This is a genomic window from Variovorax soli, assembly GCF_031454625.1.
Classification (GTDB): Bacteria; Pseudomonadota; Gammaproteobacteria; order Burkholderiales; family Burkholderiaceae_C; genus Variovorax; species Variovorax soli_A.
This window is the reverse complement of record NZ_JAVDRF010000004.1, coordinates 184,702-199,542: the sequence shown is the minus strand read 5'-3', so window position 1 is coordinate 199,542 and position 14,841 is coordinate 184,702. Positions and strand designations below refer to the sequence as shown.

General features: G+C 67.6%; 16 protein-coding genes. 1 reads left to right on the top strand and 15 read right to left on the bottom strand.

The window, feature by feature from the left end; genetic code table 11:
- Positions 1 to 15 precede the first annotated feature (15 nt).
- From J2739_RS11000 to J2739_RS10975, 6 genes are all read right to left on the bottom strand, one after another.
- Positions 16 to 1,434 carry an ABC transporter substrate-binding protein gene (locus J2739_RS11000; RefSeq protein WP_309901445.1) on the bottom strand — a complete coding sequence of 473 codons (1,419 nt, stop codon included), beginning with the start codon at positions 1,432 to 1,434 and terminating at the stop codon, positions 16 to 18.
- Between the two features lie 66 nt (positions 1,435 to 1,500).
- A complete protein-coding gene (gene fdxA, locus J2739_RS10995; protein ID WP_309901442.1) occupies positions 1,501 to 1,830 on the bottom strand; it encodes a ferredoxin FdxA in 330 nt (109 codons plus the stop codon).
- Positions 1,827 to 2,798: a HEAT repeat domain-containing protein gene (locus J2739_RS10990; RefSeq protein ID WP_309901440.1), complete on the bottom strand. Its 972-nt coding sequence runs from the start codon at positions 2,796 to 2,798 to the stop codon at positions 1,827 to 1,829. The genes fdxA and J2739_RS10990 overlap by 4 nt, the downstream gene beginning before the upstream one ends.
- An 8-nt stretch (positions 2,799 to 2,806) precedes the next feature.
- Entirely contained in the window at positions 2,807 to 3,040 is a 234-nt protein-coding gene (locus tag J2739_RS10985) for a 4Fe-4S dicluster domain-containing protein (protein ID WP_309901438.1), read from the bottom strand.
- 14 nt (positions 3,041 to 3,054) lie between these two features.
- Entirely contained in the window at positions 3,055 to 4,785 is a 1,731-nt protein-coding gene (locus J2739_RS10980; protein WP_309901436.1) for a fumarate reductase/succinate dehydrogenase flavoprotein subunit, read from the bottom strand.
- Positions 4,786 to 4,795: 10 nt separating this feature from the next.
- Positions 4,796 to 5,566, bottom strand: coding sequence for a GntR family transcriptional regulator (locus tag J2739_RS10975; protein WP_309901435.1), 771 nt, complete (start codon positions 5,564 to 5,566; stop codon positions 4,796 to 4,798).
- Positions 5,567 to 5,840: 274 nt separating this feature from the next.
- Here J2739_RS10975 and J2739_RS10970 point away from each other — a divergent pair, with 274 nt between their 5' ends.
- Positions 5,841 to 6,050, top strand: coding sequence for a hypothetical protein (locus tag J2739_RS10970; RefSeq protein ID WP_309901432.1), 210 nt, complete (start codon positions 5,841 to 5,843; stop codon positions 6,048 to 6,050).
- A gap of 67 nt (positions 6,051 to 6,117) precedes the next feature.
- On the opposite strand, the gene J2739_RS10965 is transcribed toward J2739_RS10970, so the two are convergent.
- The 9 genes from J2739_RS10965 to J2739_RS10925 all read right to left on the bottom strand — a co-directional run bounded on the left by J2739_RS10965 (position 6,118) and on the right by J2739_RS10925 (position 14,822).
- Positions 6,118 to 6,903 (bottom strand): DUF2182 domain-containing protein, encoded by a 786-nt coding sequence (locus J2739_RS10965; RefSeq protein ID WP_309901431.1) that lies wholly within the window; start codon positions 6,901 to 6,903, stop codon positions 6,118 to 6,120.
- A gap of 10 nt (positions 6,904 to 6,913) precedes the next feature.
- Positions 6,914 to 7,555 (bottom strand): DUF1326 domain-containing protein, encoded by a 642-nt coding sequence (locus J2739_RS10960; RefSeq protein ID WP_309901429.1) that lies wholly within the window; start codon positions 7,553 to 7,555, stop codon positions 6,914 to 6,916.
- 33 nt (positions 7,556 to 7,588) lie between these two features.
- Complete coding sequence (locus tag J2739_RS10955) at positions 7,589 to 8,647, bottom strand: phosphotransferase family protein (RefSeq protein WP_309901427.1); 1,059 nt, start codon at positions 8,645 to 8,647, stop codon at positions 7,589 to 7,591.
- A 61-nt stretch (positions 8,648 to 8,708) separates the two neighbouring features.
- Positions 8,709 to 9,680 (bottom strand): C-terminal binding protein, encoded by a 972-nt coding sequence (locus tag J2739_RS10950; protein WP_309901426.1) that lies wholly within the window; start codon positions 9,678 to 9,680, stop codon positions 8,709 to 8,711.
- A 29-nt stretch (positions 9,681 to 9,709) separates the two neighbouring features.
- On the bottom strand, positions 9,710 to 10,768 hold the full coding sequence (locus J2739_RS10945) for a LacI family DNA-binding transcriptional regulator (protein WP_309901424.1): 1,059 nt from the start codon (positions 10,766 to 10,768) through the stop codon (positions 9,710 to 9,712).
- 100 nt (positions 10,769 to 10,868) lie between these two features.
- Positions 10,869 to 11,978 (bottom strand): alcohol dehydrogenase catalytic domain-containing protein, encoded by a 1,110-nt coding sequence (locus tag J2739_RS10940; RefSeq protein WP_309901422.1) that lies wholly within the window; start codon positions 11,976 to 11,978, stop codon positions 10,869 to 10,871.
- Between the two features lie 28 nt (positions 11,979 to 12,006).
- The gene (locus J2739_RS10935; protein ID WP_309901419.1) at positions 12,007 to 13,227 is read right to left on the bottom strand and encodes an amino acid ABC transporter substrate-binding protein; all 1,221 of its coding nucleotides are present in this window, start codon (positions 13,225 to 13,227) and stop codon (positions 12,007 to 12,009) included.
- Between the two features lie 32 nt (positions 13,228 to 13,259).
- Positions 13,260 to 13,787 carry a carboxymuconolactone decarboxylase family protein gene (locus tag J2739_RS10930; protein ID WP_309901418.1) on the bottom strand — a complete coding sequence of 176 codons (528 nt, stop codon included), beginning with the start codon at positions 13,785 to 13,787 and terminating at the stop codon, positions 13,260 to 13,262.
- A 24-nt stretch (positions 13,788 to 13,811) separates the two neighbouring features.
- Entirely contained in the window at positions 13,812 to 14,822 is a 1,011-nt protein-coding gene (locus J2739_RS10925) for a VOC family protein (protein WP_309901415.1), read from the bottom strand.
- Positions 14,823 to 14,841 lie beyond the last annotated feature (19 nt).

The following is a 14,841-nucleotide window of genomic DNA, read 5'->3' as shown; positions in this document are numbered from 1 at the left end:
GTGGGTTCCTCTTGGTCAGAGGGCGGCTGCAGCGAGCGCCTCGGTGTAGGTGGCCAGCTTTCCGCCGATGGCGCTCGCCTCGGCCTGGGCATCCTTTCTCAGCAGGAAGGGCACGATCAGCGGCTTCCGGGGATCCACGGCGTTGACCGCATAAAAGGCCTTGTCGGCGAACACCTTGATGCCCAGCGCCTTGTCGTTCAGGTAGGCGACGCGGACCTTCCTGTTCTCGCCTTGCGCCTTGTTGATGGCGGCCAGCGTGCACAGGGGCGATGCATAGGCGACGATGGGCGCCCCCTCGACCCACACTTCCCCGGCTTCCTTCGGCCGCGTGATCGGCATCTTGCACAGAGGGTCGTTGCCGGTGATGTCGTAGTTGGCGAGCGTCTGCTTTTGCGCGTCGTAGTCGAGCTTCAGTTCCTTGAAGGCTTCCCGCACATAGCTCTCGTTCACCCAGGCGTTGATGTCGAGCGGCTTGACGCGGTTCAGCCGCGTCAGCACCTCGTGCCCCGTCTTGATGGTGTCCAGCCAGCGCGGCTTGATCGTCGGGTCGAGCGTGTGGATGCCGCCCGGGCCCAGGTAGAGGTAGGCCACCTCCTTCTCGATCTTGGTCCACGCCTCGATCTTCGCGGCAGCCGCCGTCGGGTTGCCGCGCACCCAGGCGTTGGCCTCGACCAGGGCCTTGATGTAGGCCACGACCACCTCCGGGTACTCGGCCGCGAAGTCCTTGCGCACGACCACGCCGTGGAAGGTGGGCACCTTGGTCTCGGCGCCATCGAAGATCTTGCGGGCGAAACCGCGGTAGGGCAGCATGTCGGCGAAGGGAACGAAGTCGGCGTGTGCGTCGATCTTTCTTTCCTGCAGATTGGTCGTGCCGACCTCGGGACTCTGGCTCACGAGGTTCCAGTAGTCGTCCTTCCAGCCGCGGGTCTGCATCGCCTGCAACACCATGCCGTGGGCTGCCGAGCCGAAGGGCACCGAGACCAGCTTGCCCTTGAGATCGGCCAGGTCGTAGTAGGGCGAGTCCTTGTGAACGACCACGCCGTTGCCGGAGCCGAAGGCGTTGTAGGCAATGATGGCCACGAGCAGCGTTTCATTGCCCGGCTGCGACTGGCCGGTCGCGCCGTTCACCAGCAGCGGGTAGTCGCCCATCATGCCGATCTGCAGCTTCTTGGCCATCATGCCGTTGGTGATGGGCGGGCCGGAGGTGAAGTTCTGCCAGTCGAGCTTGAAATCGATGTCCTTGTACTTCCCGGTCTTCGGCAGGTACTTCTCGATCAGCTTCAGTTCCTTGAGCACCACGCCGCCGGTGACGGTGTTCGTCGTGGTGTTCTGCGTGCCGATGCCGATGACGACTTCCTGACGCGCCAGCGCCGGCAGGGCAACGGCCAGGGCAAACGCCAGGACCGCTCCGATTCGCAAGATGATGTGCTTCATGGACTGGATCTCCGTGGGATTGGGAAGACGTTCACTGCTGCCGGTTGCAAGACCGATGCCACCGCGTCAGGCCGGCTCTGCGAGATGGTCGAGCTTGCCGCTCACCGAGGCCCAGTGCTCGGCATCCGGCAATGGCTCGCGCGCCTGGCTGATGACGGGCCACTGCGCGGCGTAGCGGGCGTTCAGGTCGACGAAGTGCTCCTGCCCTGCTGGCACGTCCGAGTCGGCGACGATGGCGCCCACGGGGCACTCGGGCGCGCAGACCGCGCAATCGATGCAGACTGCCGGGTCGATCACGAGAAAGTTCGGTCCCTCGTGAAAGCAGTCGACGGGGCAGACGCTCACGCAGTCGGTGTACTTGCAGCGAATGCAGGCTTCGGTAACGACGAAGGTCATGACGATGCCCCTTCGTGCCTGGCCTTCTGCGCCAGGCCGATGGCCGTCAATGCCAGTCGGGCCAGCTTGCGCACGTCCGGATCGGGGTCGGCCAGCGCGCTCTCCAGCGGCGCGATGGCGCGCGTGTCGCCGATCTCGCCCAGCGCGATCACCGCTTCCTTGCGCAGGTTGCTGATGGTGTGCGTGAGCGAAGCCACCAGCGAGGGCAGGCCGGCCTCCGCCTTGAGCAGGCCCAGACTGCGCGCGGCCTTGACGCGCACCTGCCAGTAGTCGTCCTGCATCGCATGCACGAGATCGGGGATGGCCAGCGACAGGCGCAGCTTGCCGATGGTCTGCGCGGCTTCGTCGCGCACCATCCAGCCGCTGTCGGCCAGGGCGCGCGTCAGGGCCGGCAGCACGCTGACGGTGCTGGCGTAGCCGAGGGCGCCCACGGCGATGCGGCGCACCTCGATGTCGGGGTCGTTGGCCGCCACTTCGGCCAGGTCGCCGATGGCCGCCGGGTCCTTGAGGTAGCCGAGCACGCCGACCGCCTCGCGCCGCACGGCCGCATCGGGGTCGCGCAGCGCGTGCATGGCAGGCCCGAAAGCCTGCGGCGAGCGCAGCGCGCGGATGGCGCGGAACGCGAGCGCACGCACCTCGGCAGGTCCTTCGAGCAGCAGCGGCAACAAGGGCTCGGCCGACGCGGCTTCCTTCAGTTCGGCCAGCACCTCGCCGGCCGCCTTGCGCACCTCGGCGTCGGCATCGAGCAGCAGCGGCGCCAATGCCTGCACGACCTCCGGCTGCTCGAAACCTTCGAGCGCACGAACGGCCTCCGTGCGCACCAGCGCGTCGCTGTCAGCGAGGCGCGGCAGCAGCAGCGGCACGATGTCATCCTCGTCGCTGTAGGGCAGGTCGATGACCGCCAGCCGCCGCACGGTGGCGTCCGCGTGGGCCAGCCGCTCGGCGAGCGTGTGAAGTCCGGTGTCCATGTCGGCTCCTAGCGCAGCAGGTAGGGGATGTCGACGGTCACCGCGCCCGTCGGACAGTCCTGCTCGCAGGGCAGGCAGTACCAGCACTCATCGAACTTCATGTAGGCCTTCTTGGTCAGCATGTCGATCGCCAGCACGTCGAGCGGGCAGACGTCGACGCAGACGGTGCAGCCCTTCTCGGCGATGCACTTGGATTCGTCCACGCGCACGGGGACTTGGGAGATGGTGGCGGCAATGGTCATTCGGAGCTCCTGGTTCAGGCGGCCTCGGCGCTGCTCGCGACGCGCAGGCGCTGGTAGGCGGTTCGTTCTTCGTCGTCGACCGGCACGATGTAGGGCTCGATCGCCTTCTTGCGCAGGGCCATTCGTCCCTGCGGATCGCGGCTCAGCAACGAGTGGCAGAACCAGTTCTCGTCGTCGCGCTCGGGGTGGTCGACGTAGTTGTGGTACAGGCCCCAGCGGCTCTCGGTGCGAAACATCGAGGCGTGCGCGGCCATCTCCGCGCAGTCGAGGATCGAGTGCGCCTCCATGGCGCGCATCAGCTCGTGCGCATCGCCTGCCGACATCGATTCCATGTCCTCGCGGATCTCGGCGAAGCGGCGCAGGCCGATCTCGTACTTCCTCGTGATCTTGGGCGGCTGCAGGTAGTCGTTGACCAGGCGGCGCGTCTTGTATTCGATCTGGTGCGGCGTGAGCCCACCGCTGCGCTGCAGCGGTGCGAGGATGCGCGCACGCTCGGCCGCCTGTGCGCCGGCATCCGGTGTGGCGTGGCCGGTCTCGGCGCAATAGGCCGCGGCGTTCTCGCCGCACAGCTTGCCGTAGACGAAGGCGCCGAGCATGTAGTTGTGCGGCACGCTGGCGCAGTCGCCCGCCGCGTAGAGGCCCTTCACCGAGGTCTCGCCGCGGGCATTGATGTGGATGCCCGACGCACTGTGGCCGCTGCAGAAGCCGATCTCCGAGATGTGCATCTCGACCATCTGCTTGCGGTAGTCGTTGCCGCGCTTTTCGTGGAAGCGCCCGCGGCTCGGGCGCTCGTTGCTGTGCAGGATGGTCTCGATCTCCTGGATCGTCTCCTCGGCCAGGTGATCGAGCTTCAGAAACACCGGGCCGTTGCCGCTCAACAGCTCGTTGTAGAACTCCTGCATCATCGCCCCGCTCCAGTAGTCGCATTCGATGAAGCGCTCTCCCTTGGCGTTGGCCGTGTAGCCGCCGAGCGGACCGGTGACGTAGGCGCAGGCGGGGCCGTTGTAGTCCTTGATCAGCGGGTTGATCTGGAAGCATTCCAGGTTGGCCAGGTCGGCGCCGGCGTGGTACGCCATCGCATGGCCGTCGCCGCAGTTGGTCGGGTTCTCGTAGGTGCCCATCAGGTAGCCCGATGCGGGCAGGCCGAGGCGGCCGGCAGCGCCGGTACAGATCACCGCGGCCTTGGTGCGGATCACGTAGAGCTCGGCGGTGCGGCAGTCGAAGCCCATCACCGCGGCGACCTCGCCGTCCGGCCCGGTCAGCACGCGGGTCACGACCACGCGGTTGGTGATCTCCACCCGCGCGCGCTTCAGCTGCCGGTAGAGGATGCGCTTCATGTGATGGCCCTCGGGCATCGGCAGCACGTAGGCGCCCAGGTGGTGGACCTTGCGCACCGAGTAGTCGCCCGTCTCGTCCTTCTCGAACTTGACGCCCCAGCGGTCCAGCTCCTGGATCATGTCGAAGCTGCCCGCGGCGTAGGCCATGACGGCCTCCTGGTCGACGATGCCGTCGTTGGCGACGGTGATCTCCTTGACGTACTGCTCGGGCGTCGCATGCCCGGGGATGACGGCGTTGTTCAGACCGTCCATGCCCATCGAGATCGCGCCGCTGCGCTTCACGTTGGCCTTGTCGATCAGCAGCACGCGCAGCTTCGGGTTGCGCTCCTTGGCCTTCACCGCGGCCATCGGCCCGCCGGTGCCGCCGCCGATGACGACGAGGTCGAATTCCATGTCGATAGTCTTCATGCTTCAGCTCCTAGGTTCGATCGATGCGCAGGCGGTACTGGAACGCGTCCCCGCGGTAGTAGAGAAATTCGAAGTCGATGGGATGCTCGTCGGCGTAGGTCAGCCGCTCGATCCGCAGCAGCGGCGAAGCCTCCTCGATGCGCAACTGGCGGGCCAGGAACGCGTCGGCCGAGATCGCCTCGATCTGCACGTCGGCATGCGTGAGGTGCTGTCCGAAGTCGTTCTCGAGAATCACGAAGATGTCGCGCGTCGCCAGGTCTTCCTGCTCGAGGCGTTCGCCGAGCGCCAGCGGGAAGTAGCTCTGGTCGACCGAGATCGGTTCCCGGTTCAGATAGCGCAGCCGCTGGATTTCGTAGACCGCTTCGCCGAGCCCGACCTGAAGGCGCCGCGCGACGATCTCGCTGGCGGCCACGCGCCGCGTGCTGAGCACTTGCGAAAACGTCTCGTACCCCGAAGGCCCCATGGCCTCACCGAAGCCTTGCAGCCGCGACAGGTTCTGGAATGCCTTGGGCTTGGCGACGAAGCTGCCCTTGCCGGCGACCTTGAAGATCAGGCCCTCTTTTTGCAAGTCGCCCAGGGCCTGGCGGATCGTGATGCGGCTGACCGAGAAGGCGTCCATCATCTGGCTCTCGGACGGCATCTGCGAGTGCGGCGGATAGGTGCCGTCGAGCACGCGCCGCCGAATGATTTCGCGGATCTGCGTGTGCAGCGGCACCGATGACATCGGCACGACACGGGCGTCGACGATCTCGGACTGCTGTGACTTGCGACGGGCATTCATGGAGCGGGATCCACTTGTTATGACGAGTTATGTCTAGCAGATCGCGTGCCAGCGGCCGAAGGAGTGCGGGTGGTGGGGCGGCTTCAGAGGGAAGCGCTTCTTCTGCTCCTGGAAAGGTCAAGGCCAGGGGAGCTTGAGAACGCACCGCGCCGAGGCCCGCGCACCGGTCTCGCGCGACTTGTCACTGCCCCGGTGCGTGCCCATGTGTACGAAGACAGGACGGGCGCCTCCGGCGCATACTGAAGACAGGTCCAGGCACGAAAGGAGTTCGATCGTGTTCACCACTGAAATTCATTTGCCCGAGCTGGCCTTGCTGGCGGGGACCCGCGGCGCCTTGGGAGCCGGCGTGGGCCTGCTGCTGTCCGACAAACTCAGTGAAGAGCAACGCAAGAACATCGGGTGGACGCTGGTGGCGGTTGGCGTGCTGACCACCATTCCGCTCGCGGCCTTGCTGTTCGGTCGACGCCGACGCAGCGAAGTTTGACGCTTGACGCGCGCGCGTTCACGATTCGGTCACGCCCTGTCCCAGGGCGGTGAAGAGAAGGGTGCGATCAGGCGGCGGATAACCAGGTCGCCAATCCCCAGGCGACGAGCAGCACGCCGGCGGCGCGGCTGACCCAGTGGCTGGCGGGAGCAAGCTTCTCGACTGCGACGAGCGCGGCGATGCCGGCAATCCAGCCCAGATTCATCACGCCGCCAATGAAGAGCAGCAGCATCAGCAGCCAGCAGCAGCCCAGGCAAGCGGCACCGTGTCGCGCGCCCATCGCGAACGCCCCGGAGGCGCCGTCACGCCAGTGCGCCATGACGAAGGCCAAGGGCGAGCGGCAGTGCTGCAGGCAGGCCCGTTTCAGTGGGGTCCACTGATAGACACCGGCGGCAACGAGGATCGCCCCCGCAAGGAAGATGCTCGTCGTCTGCATCATCGGCGACAGGAGTGCAAGGCGCTCGAGCGCGTACTGCAGCGCCGTCGCGGCCATGCTGAAGAGGACCCATACCGCGAGGTAACCGAGCACGAAGGCGCCCGACGATGTGCCGGCAGGCGTGCTTCCGCCCGGGCGCTGGCGCGCGATCGCCGCATGCAACAGCACCATCGGCGTCGCACTGGGCAACATCATCGCGGCCATCATCGCGATCCACATCACCAGCACGGCAAGAACATGGCCGGGTGTCCACGGCCCGCTGCTCATCGGCATCAGCATGCCGCCCATGTCCTGCCGCATCCCCGCGCCGGCCAGCAGATAACCCCACGACACGACGACGGCGAGCGCCAGCCCGGCGATGACGAGCCCGCGCTCGCGCCGCAGCGTGTGCTCGATCAGCGAGGAACCGGCCCTCATCGCCAGACGCTCAGGCCGCGTCGGGTCCACGCCAGTCGAATGGGAAGTGCTTGCTGGACTTGCCGCTGCGGTCCCACTTGAAGCCGAAGCCGTCGGCGCGATCGGTGGTTGCCACACCCCAGGTCGCGATCTGCCCCGGCCCGACTTCGGCGCCCGGCGCGTTGTGCACCTGGACGCGTTGGCCCGGCGCCGTGGTCGGGCCGGTGAGCGCCTGCGCCTCGCCCAGCGCAATGCCGGGGATCTCGACGCGCCAACTCGACAGGTCGTCCGCGACGTCGAAGTCGATGTGCGCCGTCGCCATGCCGCGCATCGTCTCGACGAGACCGGCGAAGCCCGCCATCCAGCCGCCCGCCTGCCCGCCCCAGATGGCCTGGATCGCCTGCTGTTGCGCAGCGTTGGCGCGGTCGTCGATGTAGATCGCCATCTGCGCCTTCGCACCGGCCCAGAGGTTGCCGGTGAAGGCGCCGAGCGCGACCACGCTCAGGCCCGACAGGTCGACCTCGCCGTAGCGGCCTTCGTCGATGTGCCAGGCGAGGATGCCTTCGCAGGTGTTGTCGGTTGGGGGTTGTGCAAACGTGCAGGGGCATGGGATGTTGCACTTGCAAACGTCGAACCAGTCACCCTTGGCTTGCCATTGCGGAATGTCAGCCATTAAAGGCCTCCTTTCGGCCCATCGACAAGCCGTTCAAGCTACTCCATTGCAAGCCGCATTGCAATCAGGACTCGCGCATGCCGCGCGGTGCTCTCGCCAAGCCTGGCTCACTTGCCCGAGCTTCATGGCGGGCTCGCGAAGCAGTTGCGAAGCGAGCGCGCGAATCGCTTCTCGCGCAGGTTCACGGGTGATGTATTCGACAGGAGACTTCCCGTCAACCCGCGCCAGCATGAGCGCCGGCAGCATGCGCGCCGCACGCGCCTCGAGTCTTTCCGCCGGCTCCCAATGCACCTGCGCGAGGTAGCCGCGCACCAGCTCCGCGAACGAGGCAGCGAGCTGCGCGCCGGCCTCGCGCACCACCGTCGCCTTCAACAGCAGGTGGTTGAGGCAGAACGCCAGGTCGAACGCCGGGTCACCGTACCAGGCGCATTCCGCATCGAGCAGCACCGGACCGCGACGGCCGACCAGGATGTTCTTCGGACTCACGTCGCCATGGACCAGCGCATAGCGCGTGCCCGCCGTCGTCGCCATCAGTTCCAGCAGCATCGGTGCCAGCGCGGGATGGCGCTCCGCCGTCGCGACGAAATAGGGTTCGAGCCGCAGCGCGTAGAAGTTGCCGATGGTGTCGAAGGCGGTCGCCAGGTCTGCCCGCCCGGCGCTCGCGGCATGCAGGCGCCCGAGCAGCCGGCCCACGGCGAAGGCGGTGGTCGGATCGACCTCCCCGCGCAGCAGTTGTTGCTTCCACACCGGATGGCAGTCCGGTTCGAGAAAGGACATCGCGAAAAGCCCGGCCGCTTCGTCATGGGCGATCGGCTGCGGCACGTTGTCGGGGCAGTGCTGCGCCGCGAAGGCCATCCAGGCCCATTCGTAGGCGTTGCGCGACAGCGGCGCTTTCCAGTCGGCCTCCACCTTCAATTGCGCGAGCGCGCGCTTGACGCACAGGGAGCGCCCACCGATGTCCACCCGCCAGATGTCGGATGAAACCCCGCCGGACAGCGGATGCCAGTGTGCCTGTTCCTCGGGCGAGATCAGGGCGTGCGCGACCAGAAAGGCACTGAGCGCCGGGTCCAGGATGTCGGATGCTGCGGTCATGGGCGTATGTCGGTGCTTCGCTCTGCGGTGCGATCTTGCGGGGGGCGGTCCGGCGCGGCGCTCATGCGCTTCGCTGCCCGGGCTGGTTGCGGGGCTCCCGGGGCGCTTCGCCCCGAAGAACACGGACGACCTCCTCGGCCGCCCGCCTTCTCAGCTCGGCGAGGGACGCATCGGACGAGAAGGCCACGTGCGGGGTCAGCATGGCACCTTGCTGCTCCAACAGCGCCTGCGGCACCTCCGGCTCCGACTCCAGCACGTCGAGGCCGGCCCCCGACAACTGGCCGCTTTGCAGCGCCTCGGCCACCGCCTCCGCGTCGACCACGCCGCCGCGGCTGACATTGATCAGCAGGCCGCCCCGCGGCATGAGCGCGAGGCGCGTCCTGTCGATCAGGTGGTGCGTGCCCGGCACGAGCGGCGCATGCACGATGACGATGTCGCTCTGCCTCAGCAGGCCTTCGAGGTCGATGCATGCGACGCCGTCGGATTCGCCCTTCAGCATGGGGTCGTGTGCCGCCACACGGCAGCCGAAGGCGGCCAGCTTGCGCGCGGTCGCCCGACCGATGCGGCCGAAGCCGACGATGCCGCAGCGCAGGTCGGCCAGGCGCTTCAGCTTCGCGCTGCCGGGGTCCCACCGGCCCTTGCGCACCTCGCGGTCGAAGTGGACCAGGCCGCGCGTCCATGCGAGCGCGAATCCGACGGCATGGTCGGAGACTTCCTCGACGCAGTAGTCCGGCACGTTGGTGACCCAGACGCCACGGCCGGTGGCCGCTTGCACGGCGATGTTGTCGAGCCCCACGCCGAGCCGTGCCACGATCTTCAGCGCCGGGCTGGCGGCGATCGATGCGGCCGACACCTCGGCCCAGCAGGTCATGATGCCGGTCGGCTGATGCAAAGCGACCAGCGTCTCGATCTCCGCGGCCGCGGCCGGCGCAGCGGGGCCGGTGACCAACTTCATGCCGGCGGCCTCCACGACACTTCGTTCGATCGAGTCGTCGGGCCAGGCGTAATCGGTGAGCAGGATGGTAGGGGCCATGGAGCGGATTCAGTTCGGGGAAGGTGTTGTCATGTCGCCGCCGCCCTCGCGCGCGTGCGCTTCGGCGCGGCGGCAGGAGACGACGGGGTGAGCGCGCGGGTGGTTCCGCGCACCAGGAGCGTCGGTGAAGAGACCGATCGATAGCGCGGCATGGCGGCGGGCCGCTGCCGCAGTTGGTGCAGGAACCACAGCCCGCAGGCCGTGGCCAGCTCGGAGACCGGCAGGCTGATGGTCGTGAGCCCGGCCCCCCACCAGCGGAAGCCGGCCTCGTCGCCGTAGCCGACGATCGAGAGTTCGTCGGGGACCCGGATCCCGAGGGCGATGCATTCGTCGACGACGCTGTGGGTGTGCTGCACGCCCCCCAACACCACACCGGTCGGCGGCTTCGGCAGCGCCAGGAGCCGGCGCAGTGCATCGCGGCCGAAGTCCGCATCCGAAGGCGACCCGCACATCTCGAGCTGTGCATCCCATCGGTGGGCGGCCTTCAACTCGTCGCGATAGCCCTTGAGCCGCGAGGCGCCGGTGGACAGTTCCTCCGACGGACCGATGTAGGCGATACGCCGATGCCCCAGTTGCAACAGGTGCTCCACCGCCAGCGCCAGCGACTTCGAATCGTCCAGCCCGAACCACTGCCCGCCGAGGCTCGACTGCTCGCGCAGCAGCTGGATGTGCGGCATCGACTTGAGCAGGCGCACCGTCTCGGGCAGCAGCTTCGCGCTCGGCACCAGGATCATCCCGGCCACGTTGGCGCTGATGAGCTCGCGTACATGCCGCAGTTCCACGGCACGGTCGTCGTCGGTTTCCGACAGCGTGAGCTGGAAGCCGTCCTGCTCCAGGCACTTCGACAGCGCATGCGCGATCGTCGAGTAGAAGTTGTTGCGGATGTCCGGGACGATCAGGCCCACCAGGTTGCTCGAGACGCCGCGCATCATCCGGGCAGCGCGGTTGGCGACGTAGCCGATCTCGTTCGCCACCTCGTGGACCTTCTGCTTCATCGCGCCGCTGATCCTCGGGTCGTCCGCCAGGGCCCGGCCCACCGTCGAAGCGGAGACTTTCAGTCGCGCCGCAATGTCCTTGATCGTCACCATACCGAGCCCTTTCAAACAGTGCACGAACGATAGCAGTCCGCCCAGCGCCGGGGCGCCGTCGTGCCGCCTTCGACAAGGGTGAAGGCCGGGCACCGGGCGCTCAAGGGACCACGACGTAGTTGGAGAAGCCGCCGCTGCGGTCCTTGAGGCCGGAGATCGCCTCGTTGACACGCGCCAGCGGGAACACCCGGTCCTCCAGGTAGGACAGGTCGATCGTTCCGGTGGCGACCATGTCCGCCATCTCCTGCCCCTGCGCCGCGGAGAACCAGTTGGAGCCGATGAGCTGGATCTGCTCGTCCATCAGCCACTTGACGTCGATCGGCAGGTCGTCGGCCACGCCGCCCACATTGACCACCTTGCCGCCGCGGCGCACGCCCTTCATCGAGTCGAGCATCGTCGCGACCGGCGCCTTCGCGCCGAGCGCGCTGATCGCGAAGTCCGCGCCTTCGCCGCCGGTCATCTGCCTGGCCCAGGCGCCGCTCGAGCGCTCGCCCAGCTCGATGACCTCGATGCGCTCGGGTGCCAGCGCCTTCACGCGCCGCAGCAGCTCGACGTCGCGCCCGGTGCCGAGGATGCGCGACAGGCCCATCGCCAGTCCGAGCACCGTCGCCGCCACGCCGAGCGTTCCGGTGATGCCGTCGATGAGCGCCACCTGCCCCGGACCCGCGCCCGCATTCTTCAGCGCGCCGTACGACGTGCCCAGGTAGCCGAAGCGCCCCGCGCGCTCGAAGCTCAGGTTGCCGGGGATGTGGACCAGCGCGTACTCGGGCGCGGTCATGTATTCGCCGAAGCCGCCGTACGGGTACAGGTCGAAAATGCGCTGCCCGTCCGTGCTGGTGCTGAAGTAGCCGTTCAGCGTGTAGTAGCGGCACTGGCTGCGCTGCCCCGCGCGACAGGCCTTGCACGAGCCGCAGGAGCGCAGCGGGCTCACGTAGACGCGGTCCCCGGGCTTCGCGTGGATGACTGCCTCGCCGACTTCCTCCACCACGCCGGCCGGGTCCAGCCCGAAGATCGCGGGGAACTTCGGCAGCGGCTGGTGGGGGAACCAGCTCGGCCAGTTGTTGATGACATTGGCCATGTTCGGCACGATGCCGCAGGCCTTGACGCGCACCAGCACGTCGTTCGGCCGCGGCTTCGGCACGGCGATGGTGTCCAGCGTCATCGGCGCACCCAGTTCGTGCAGCCGCGCAGCGATCATTGTCTTGCTCATGTGAATTCCTCTCGAAGAAAGCTTGGCTTCAGGAAGCCAGGAAGGTGGCGGCCGGTGGGCGGAACTTCGCGGGCCACACCGTCACCCACTTGCCGCCCTGCACCTGCTTGAGCTTGGTGTCGGCCGCGCCGCTGTTGAACTTGCCGTCGAAGGCGCGCGTGCCGAGCACGGTCTGCACCTTGTTGGCCTTCAGCCAGGCCGCCATCGCCTTGTCGTCGATGCGGCCGGCGCCCTTGGCCGCCGCCTCCAGGATCTGCCACGCGGCGAACTCGGAAGCCGCCTGGTACTCCGCCACGGGATAGGGCAGCCCGGCCTCCCGGGCGCGCTGCGTGTAGGCCGCGACGAACTCGCCGGCGCCGGCGTTGCTCGTGAAGGGCTCGTGGTCCTCGAACCAGGTGAGGCTGGTGAGCCCGTTCGCGTTCGGATGGGCCGCGGTCGGCCCCGGGGCGGGGAACAGGTGGAAGTGCCGGGTGGGCAGGTAGCCGATGCGCTTCATCGCGTCGAGCAACTGCACCGCCTCCATGCCGATCGCGCCCGACCACAGCAGGTCGGGGTTCGCATCCTTGATGCGCGCGGCGATGCCACCGAAGTCGCGCGTGCCGAACTCGTACTCCAGCGACATCAGCTTCTTCAACCCGCGCTTCTCCGCGACCTCCTGGCCGCCCTTGGCAAGATCGAGCGCCGAGGGAAACTTGCTCGTGACGAAGGCGATGGTCTTCGGCGGTGAGGGCAGGCTGGCATAGGCATCGAGCACCACCTCGGTATCCGCGATGCGCGGATCGGCTCCCAGCGGCAGCGCCGGGAACTGCAGCTCGTAGGGCGCGAGGCTCGGATTGCCCAGGCTGCTCTGGATGAAGAGCTTGCCGAAGCGTTGCGCGACGCCCATGGCCGCGATGATGGCGCTGGTGCCGTAGGGCCCCATCAGCAGGTCCACCTTCTCGGCCGTGACCAGCCGCTCGTACAAGGTGCGGGCATTGGCCGGCTGCGACTGGTCGTCCAGCAGCACCCACTCCAGCTTTCGTCCGAGCAGGCCGCCGCGCTTGTTGATGCCGTCGACGAAGACCTCGCCGGCGAGCTTGTGGATCGCGCCGACGGAGGCGAGCGGTCCGGTCAGCGGCAGCGTGCCGCCGACGCGAATCGGCGCTCCGGCGGGCGCCTGGGCACGGACGGGCAGGGCGCCCGCCATCATCATCCCGCCTGCCGCCAGCACCCAGGTGCGGCGGGACAGGTTGCGTTCGAATGCGTTCAAGCTTGTCTCCTTGGTTCGCCGAGGACGCTGCCTCAGCGGTGGCTTTCTTCGAGCTCGATGTCGAGACCGGCCATGATCCGCACGCCCGAGTTGTACCAGGCGACGACCAGCACGAGCGCGATCAGCTCCGGCTCGCTCAGGAAGGCCGCGACATCGCGCCAGGTCTCGGGGTCGACCTCCACCTTCAGCGTCGATTCCCTGGCAAAGGCCATCACCGCCTTTTCCTGCGCGTCGTAGAGCGGCGAACTCTCGAACTGCGGCACTGCATCGAGCTGTGCCTGCGTCAGTCCCGCCTTCAGCCCGTGCGACTGGTGATGCGCGATCTCGTAGCGCGACTTCGTCAGGTGGCCGACGGTCAGGATGGCCAGCTCGCGCAGGCGCGGGGAAAGCGGCGAGCTGCGCAGCGCGTTGGCGTAGGTGATGAAGCCGTCGAGCAGCTCCGGCGTCTGCGTCAGCGCGAGGAAGATGTTCGCGGTGGGAACTTTGCGCTCGCGCTCGAGCCGATCGAAGATCGCCTGGTTGGGGCTGTCCGCCCGCCGAAGGTATTTGACGCGTGCCATGTCGTGTTTCTTTCTGTCGTTGGTTCAGGCGGCCTTCACGGCGGCCCGTTGCTGGATGTAGGTTTCGAGGGTCTGGGGCTTGGGCATTTGCGTGGGCGGAATGGTCGGCGTGTCTTCGAAGGCGGTCGCCTCGAAGTACCAGCGCTCGGTGGCCGGAAGGCCCCAGCGCACGTTGGTGCTCAGAGAGGCGGCGTCCCAGCGCACGGGCTCGATCTCGATATCGATCGTCTGGTAGTGGCCGTCGCACAGTTCCACCCGGTGCCCGTCCGGATCGCGCAGGTACACGTACAGCATGCCGCCCGGGCCGTGCCGCCCGGGGCCGCGATCGATCGCCTCCGCGTATCCGAAATTGCCCGCCAGGTCGCAGGCGGTGAAGATGTGGTGCGACTCGGGGACGATGTAGGCGAAGTGGTGGAGCTTGGGACCGGCGTTCTCGACGATGGCCAGGTCCAGGCAGGTGCCCTTGCGATACATGAAGGCACCCAGCAGCTTGTCGCCGTGCGCCAGGTACTCGGAGTTGCGAAAGCCCAGCTGGCCGTAGAAGGCACAGGCCGCGCGGCAGTCCGGCGCGAAGGTCTGGAAGTGGTCCAGCCGCTGCGCGTGGGCGCCGGTGAAGCGCTCTGGCTTCAGGTACAGGCGCTCGCAGGTCTTCATCTGCGCGCACAGCTCGAGCGGCGTGCCGATCGGGTCCGCCACGTGCAGCGTGCGCCCCTGGTGCGGCACCTCCACCCAGTCGGCCGGCAGGCCCTGCGCCTTGAACCATGCGAAGGCGGCGTCGAGGTCTTCCTCGAACATGACGCGAAAGCCTATGCGCCTGCAGGTGGCCTCGCCCTTGGCCTGCACCAGCACGAGGCTGTGGTGGCAGGCCTCGGACAGGCCGCGCAGATAGCACTCGCCATCGCTTTCCTCCGTGACGACCAGGCCCACGATCTTCACGTAGAAGTCGCGGCTTCTGGCCAGGTCGGACGCGTGGAGCACGACATGGCTCGCACGCGTGATGTTGAACGGCGGGCGAAGGTTGACGGTGGGCAGCATGGACAGCTCCAAAAGTGGG

Excerpts from the sequence above, each read along its gene's own strand:
- J2739_RS11000 (WP_309901445.1), bottom strand. The coding sequence starts at position 1,434 with ATGAAGCACATCATCTTGCGAATCGGAGCGGTCCTGGCGTTTGCCCTG.
- fdxA (WP_309901442.1), bottom strand. The coding sequence starts at position 1,830 with ATGACCTTCGTCGTTACCGAAGCCTGCATTCGCTGCAAGTACACCGAC.
- J2739_RS10990 (WP_309901440.1), bottom strand. The coding sequence starts at position 2,798 with ATGGACACCGGACTTCACACGCTCGCCGAGCGGCTGGCCCACGCGGAC.
- J2739_RS10985 (WP_309901438.1), bottom strand. The coding sequence starts at position 3,040 with ATGACCATTGCCGCCACCATCTCCCAAGTCCCCGTGCGCGTGGACGAA.
- J2739_RS10980 (WP_309901436.1), bottom strand. The coding sequence starts at position 4,785 with ATGAAGACTATCGACATGGAATTCGACCTCGTCGTCATCGGCGGCGGC.
- J2739_RS10975 (WP_309901435.1), bottom strand. The coding sequence starts at position 5,566 with ATGAATGCCCGTCGCAAGTCACAGCAGTCCGAGATCGTCGACGCCCGT.
- J2739_RS10965 (WP_309901431.1), bottom strand. The coding sequence starts at position 6,903 with ATGAGGGCCGGTTCCTCGCTGATCGAGCACACGCTGCGGCGCGAGCGC.
- J2739_RS10960 (WP_309901429.1), bottom strand. The coding sequence starts at position 7,555 with ATGGCTGACATTCCGCAATGGCAAGCCAAGGGTGACTGGTTCGACGTT.
- J2739_RS10955 (WP_309901427.1), bottom strand. The coding sequence starts at position 8,647 with ATGACCGCAGCATCCGACATCCTGGACCCGGCGCTCAGTGCCTTTCTG.
- J2739_RS10950 (WP_309901426.1), bottom strand. The coding sequence starts at position 9,680 with ATGGCCCCTACCATCCTGCTCACCGATTACGCCTGGCCCGACGACTCG.
- J2739_RS10945 (WP_309901424.1), bottom strand. The coding sequence starts at position 10,768 with ATGGTGACGATCAAGGACATTGCGGCGCGACTGAAAGTCTCCGCTTCG.
- J2739_RS10940 (WP_309901422.1), bottom strand. The coding sequence starts at position 11,978 with ATGAGCAAGACAATGATCGCTGCGCGGCTGCACGAACTGGGTGCGCCG.
- J2739_RS10930 (WP_309901418.1), bottom strand. The coding sequence starts at position 13,787 with ATGGCACGCGTCAAATACCTTCGGCGGGCGGACAGCCCCAACCAGGCG.
- J2739_RS10925 (WP_309901415.1), bottom strand. The coding sequence starts at position 14,822 with ATGCTGCCCACCGTCAACCTTCGCCCGCCGTTCAACATCACGCGTGCG.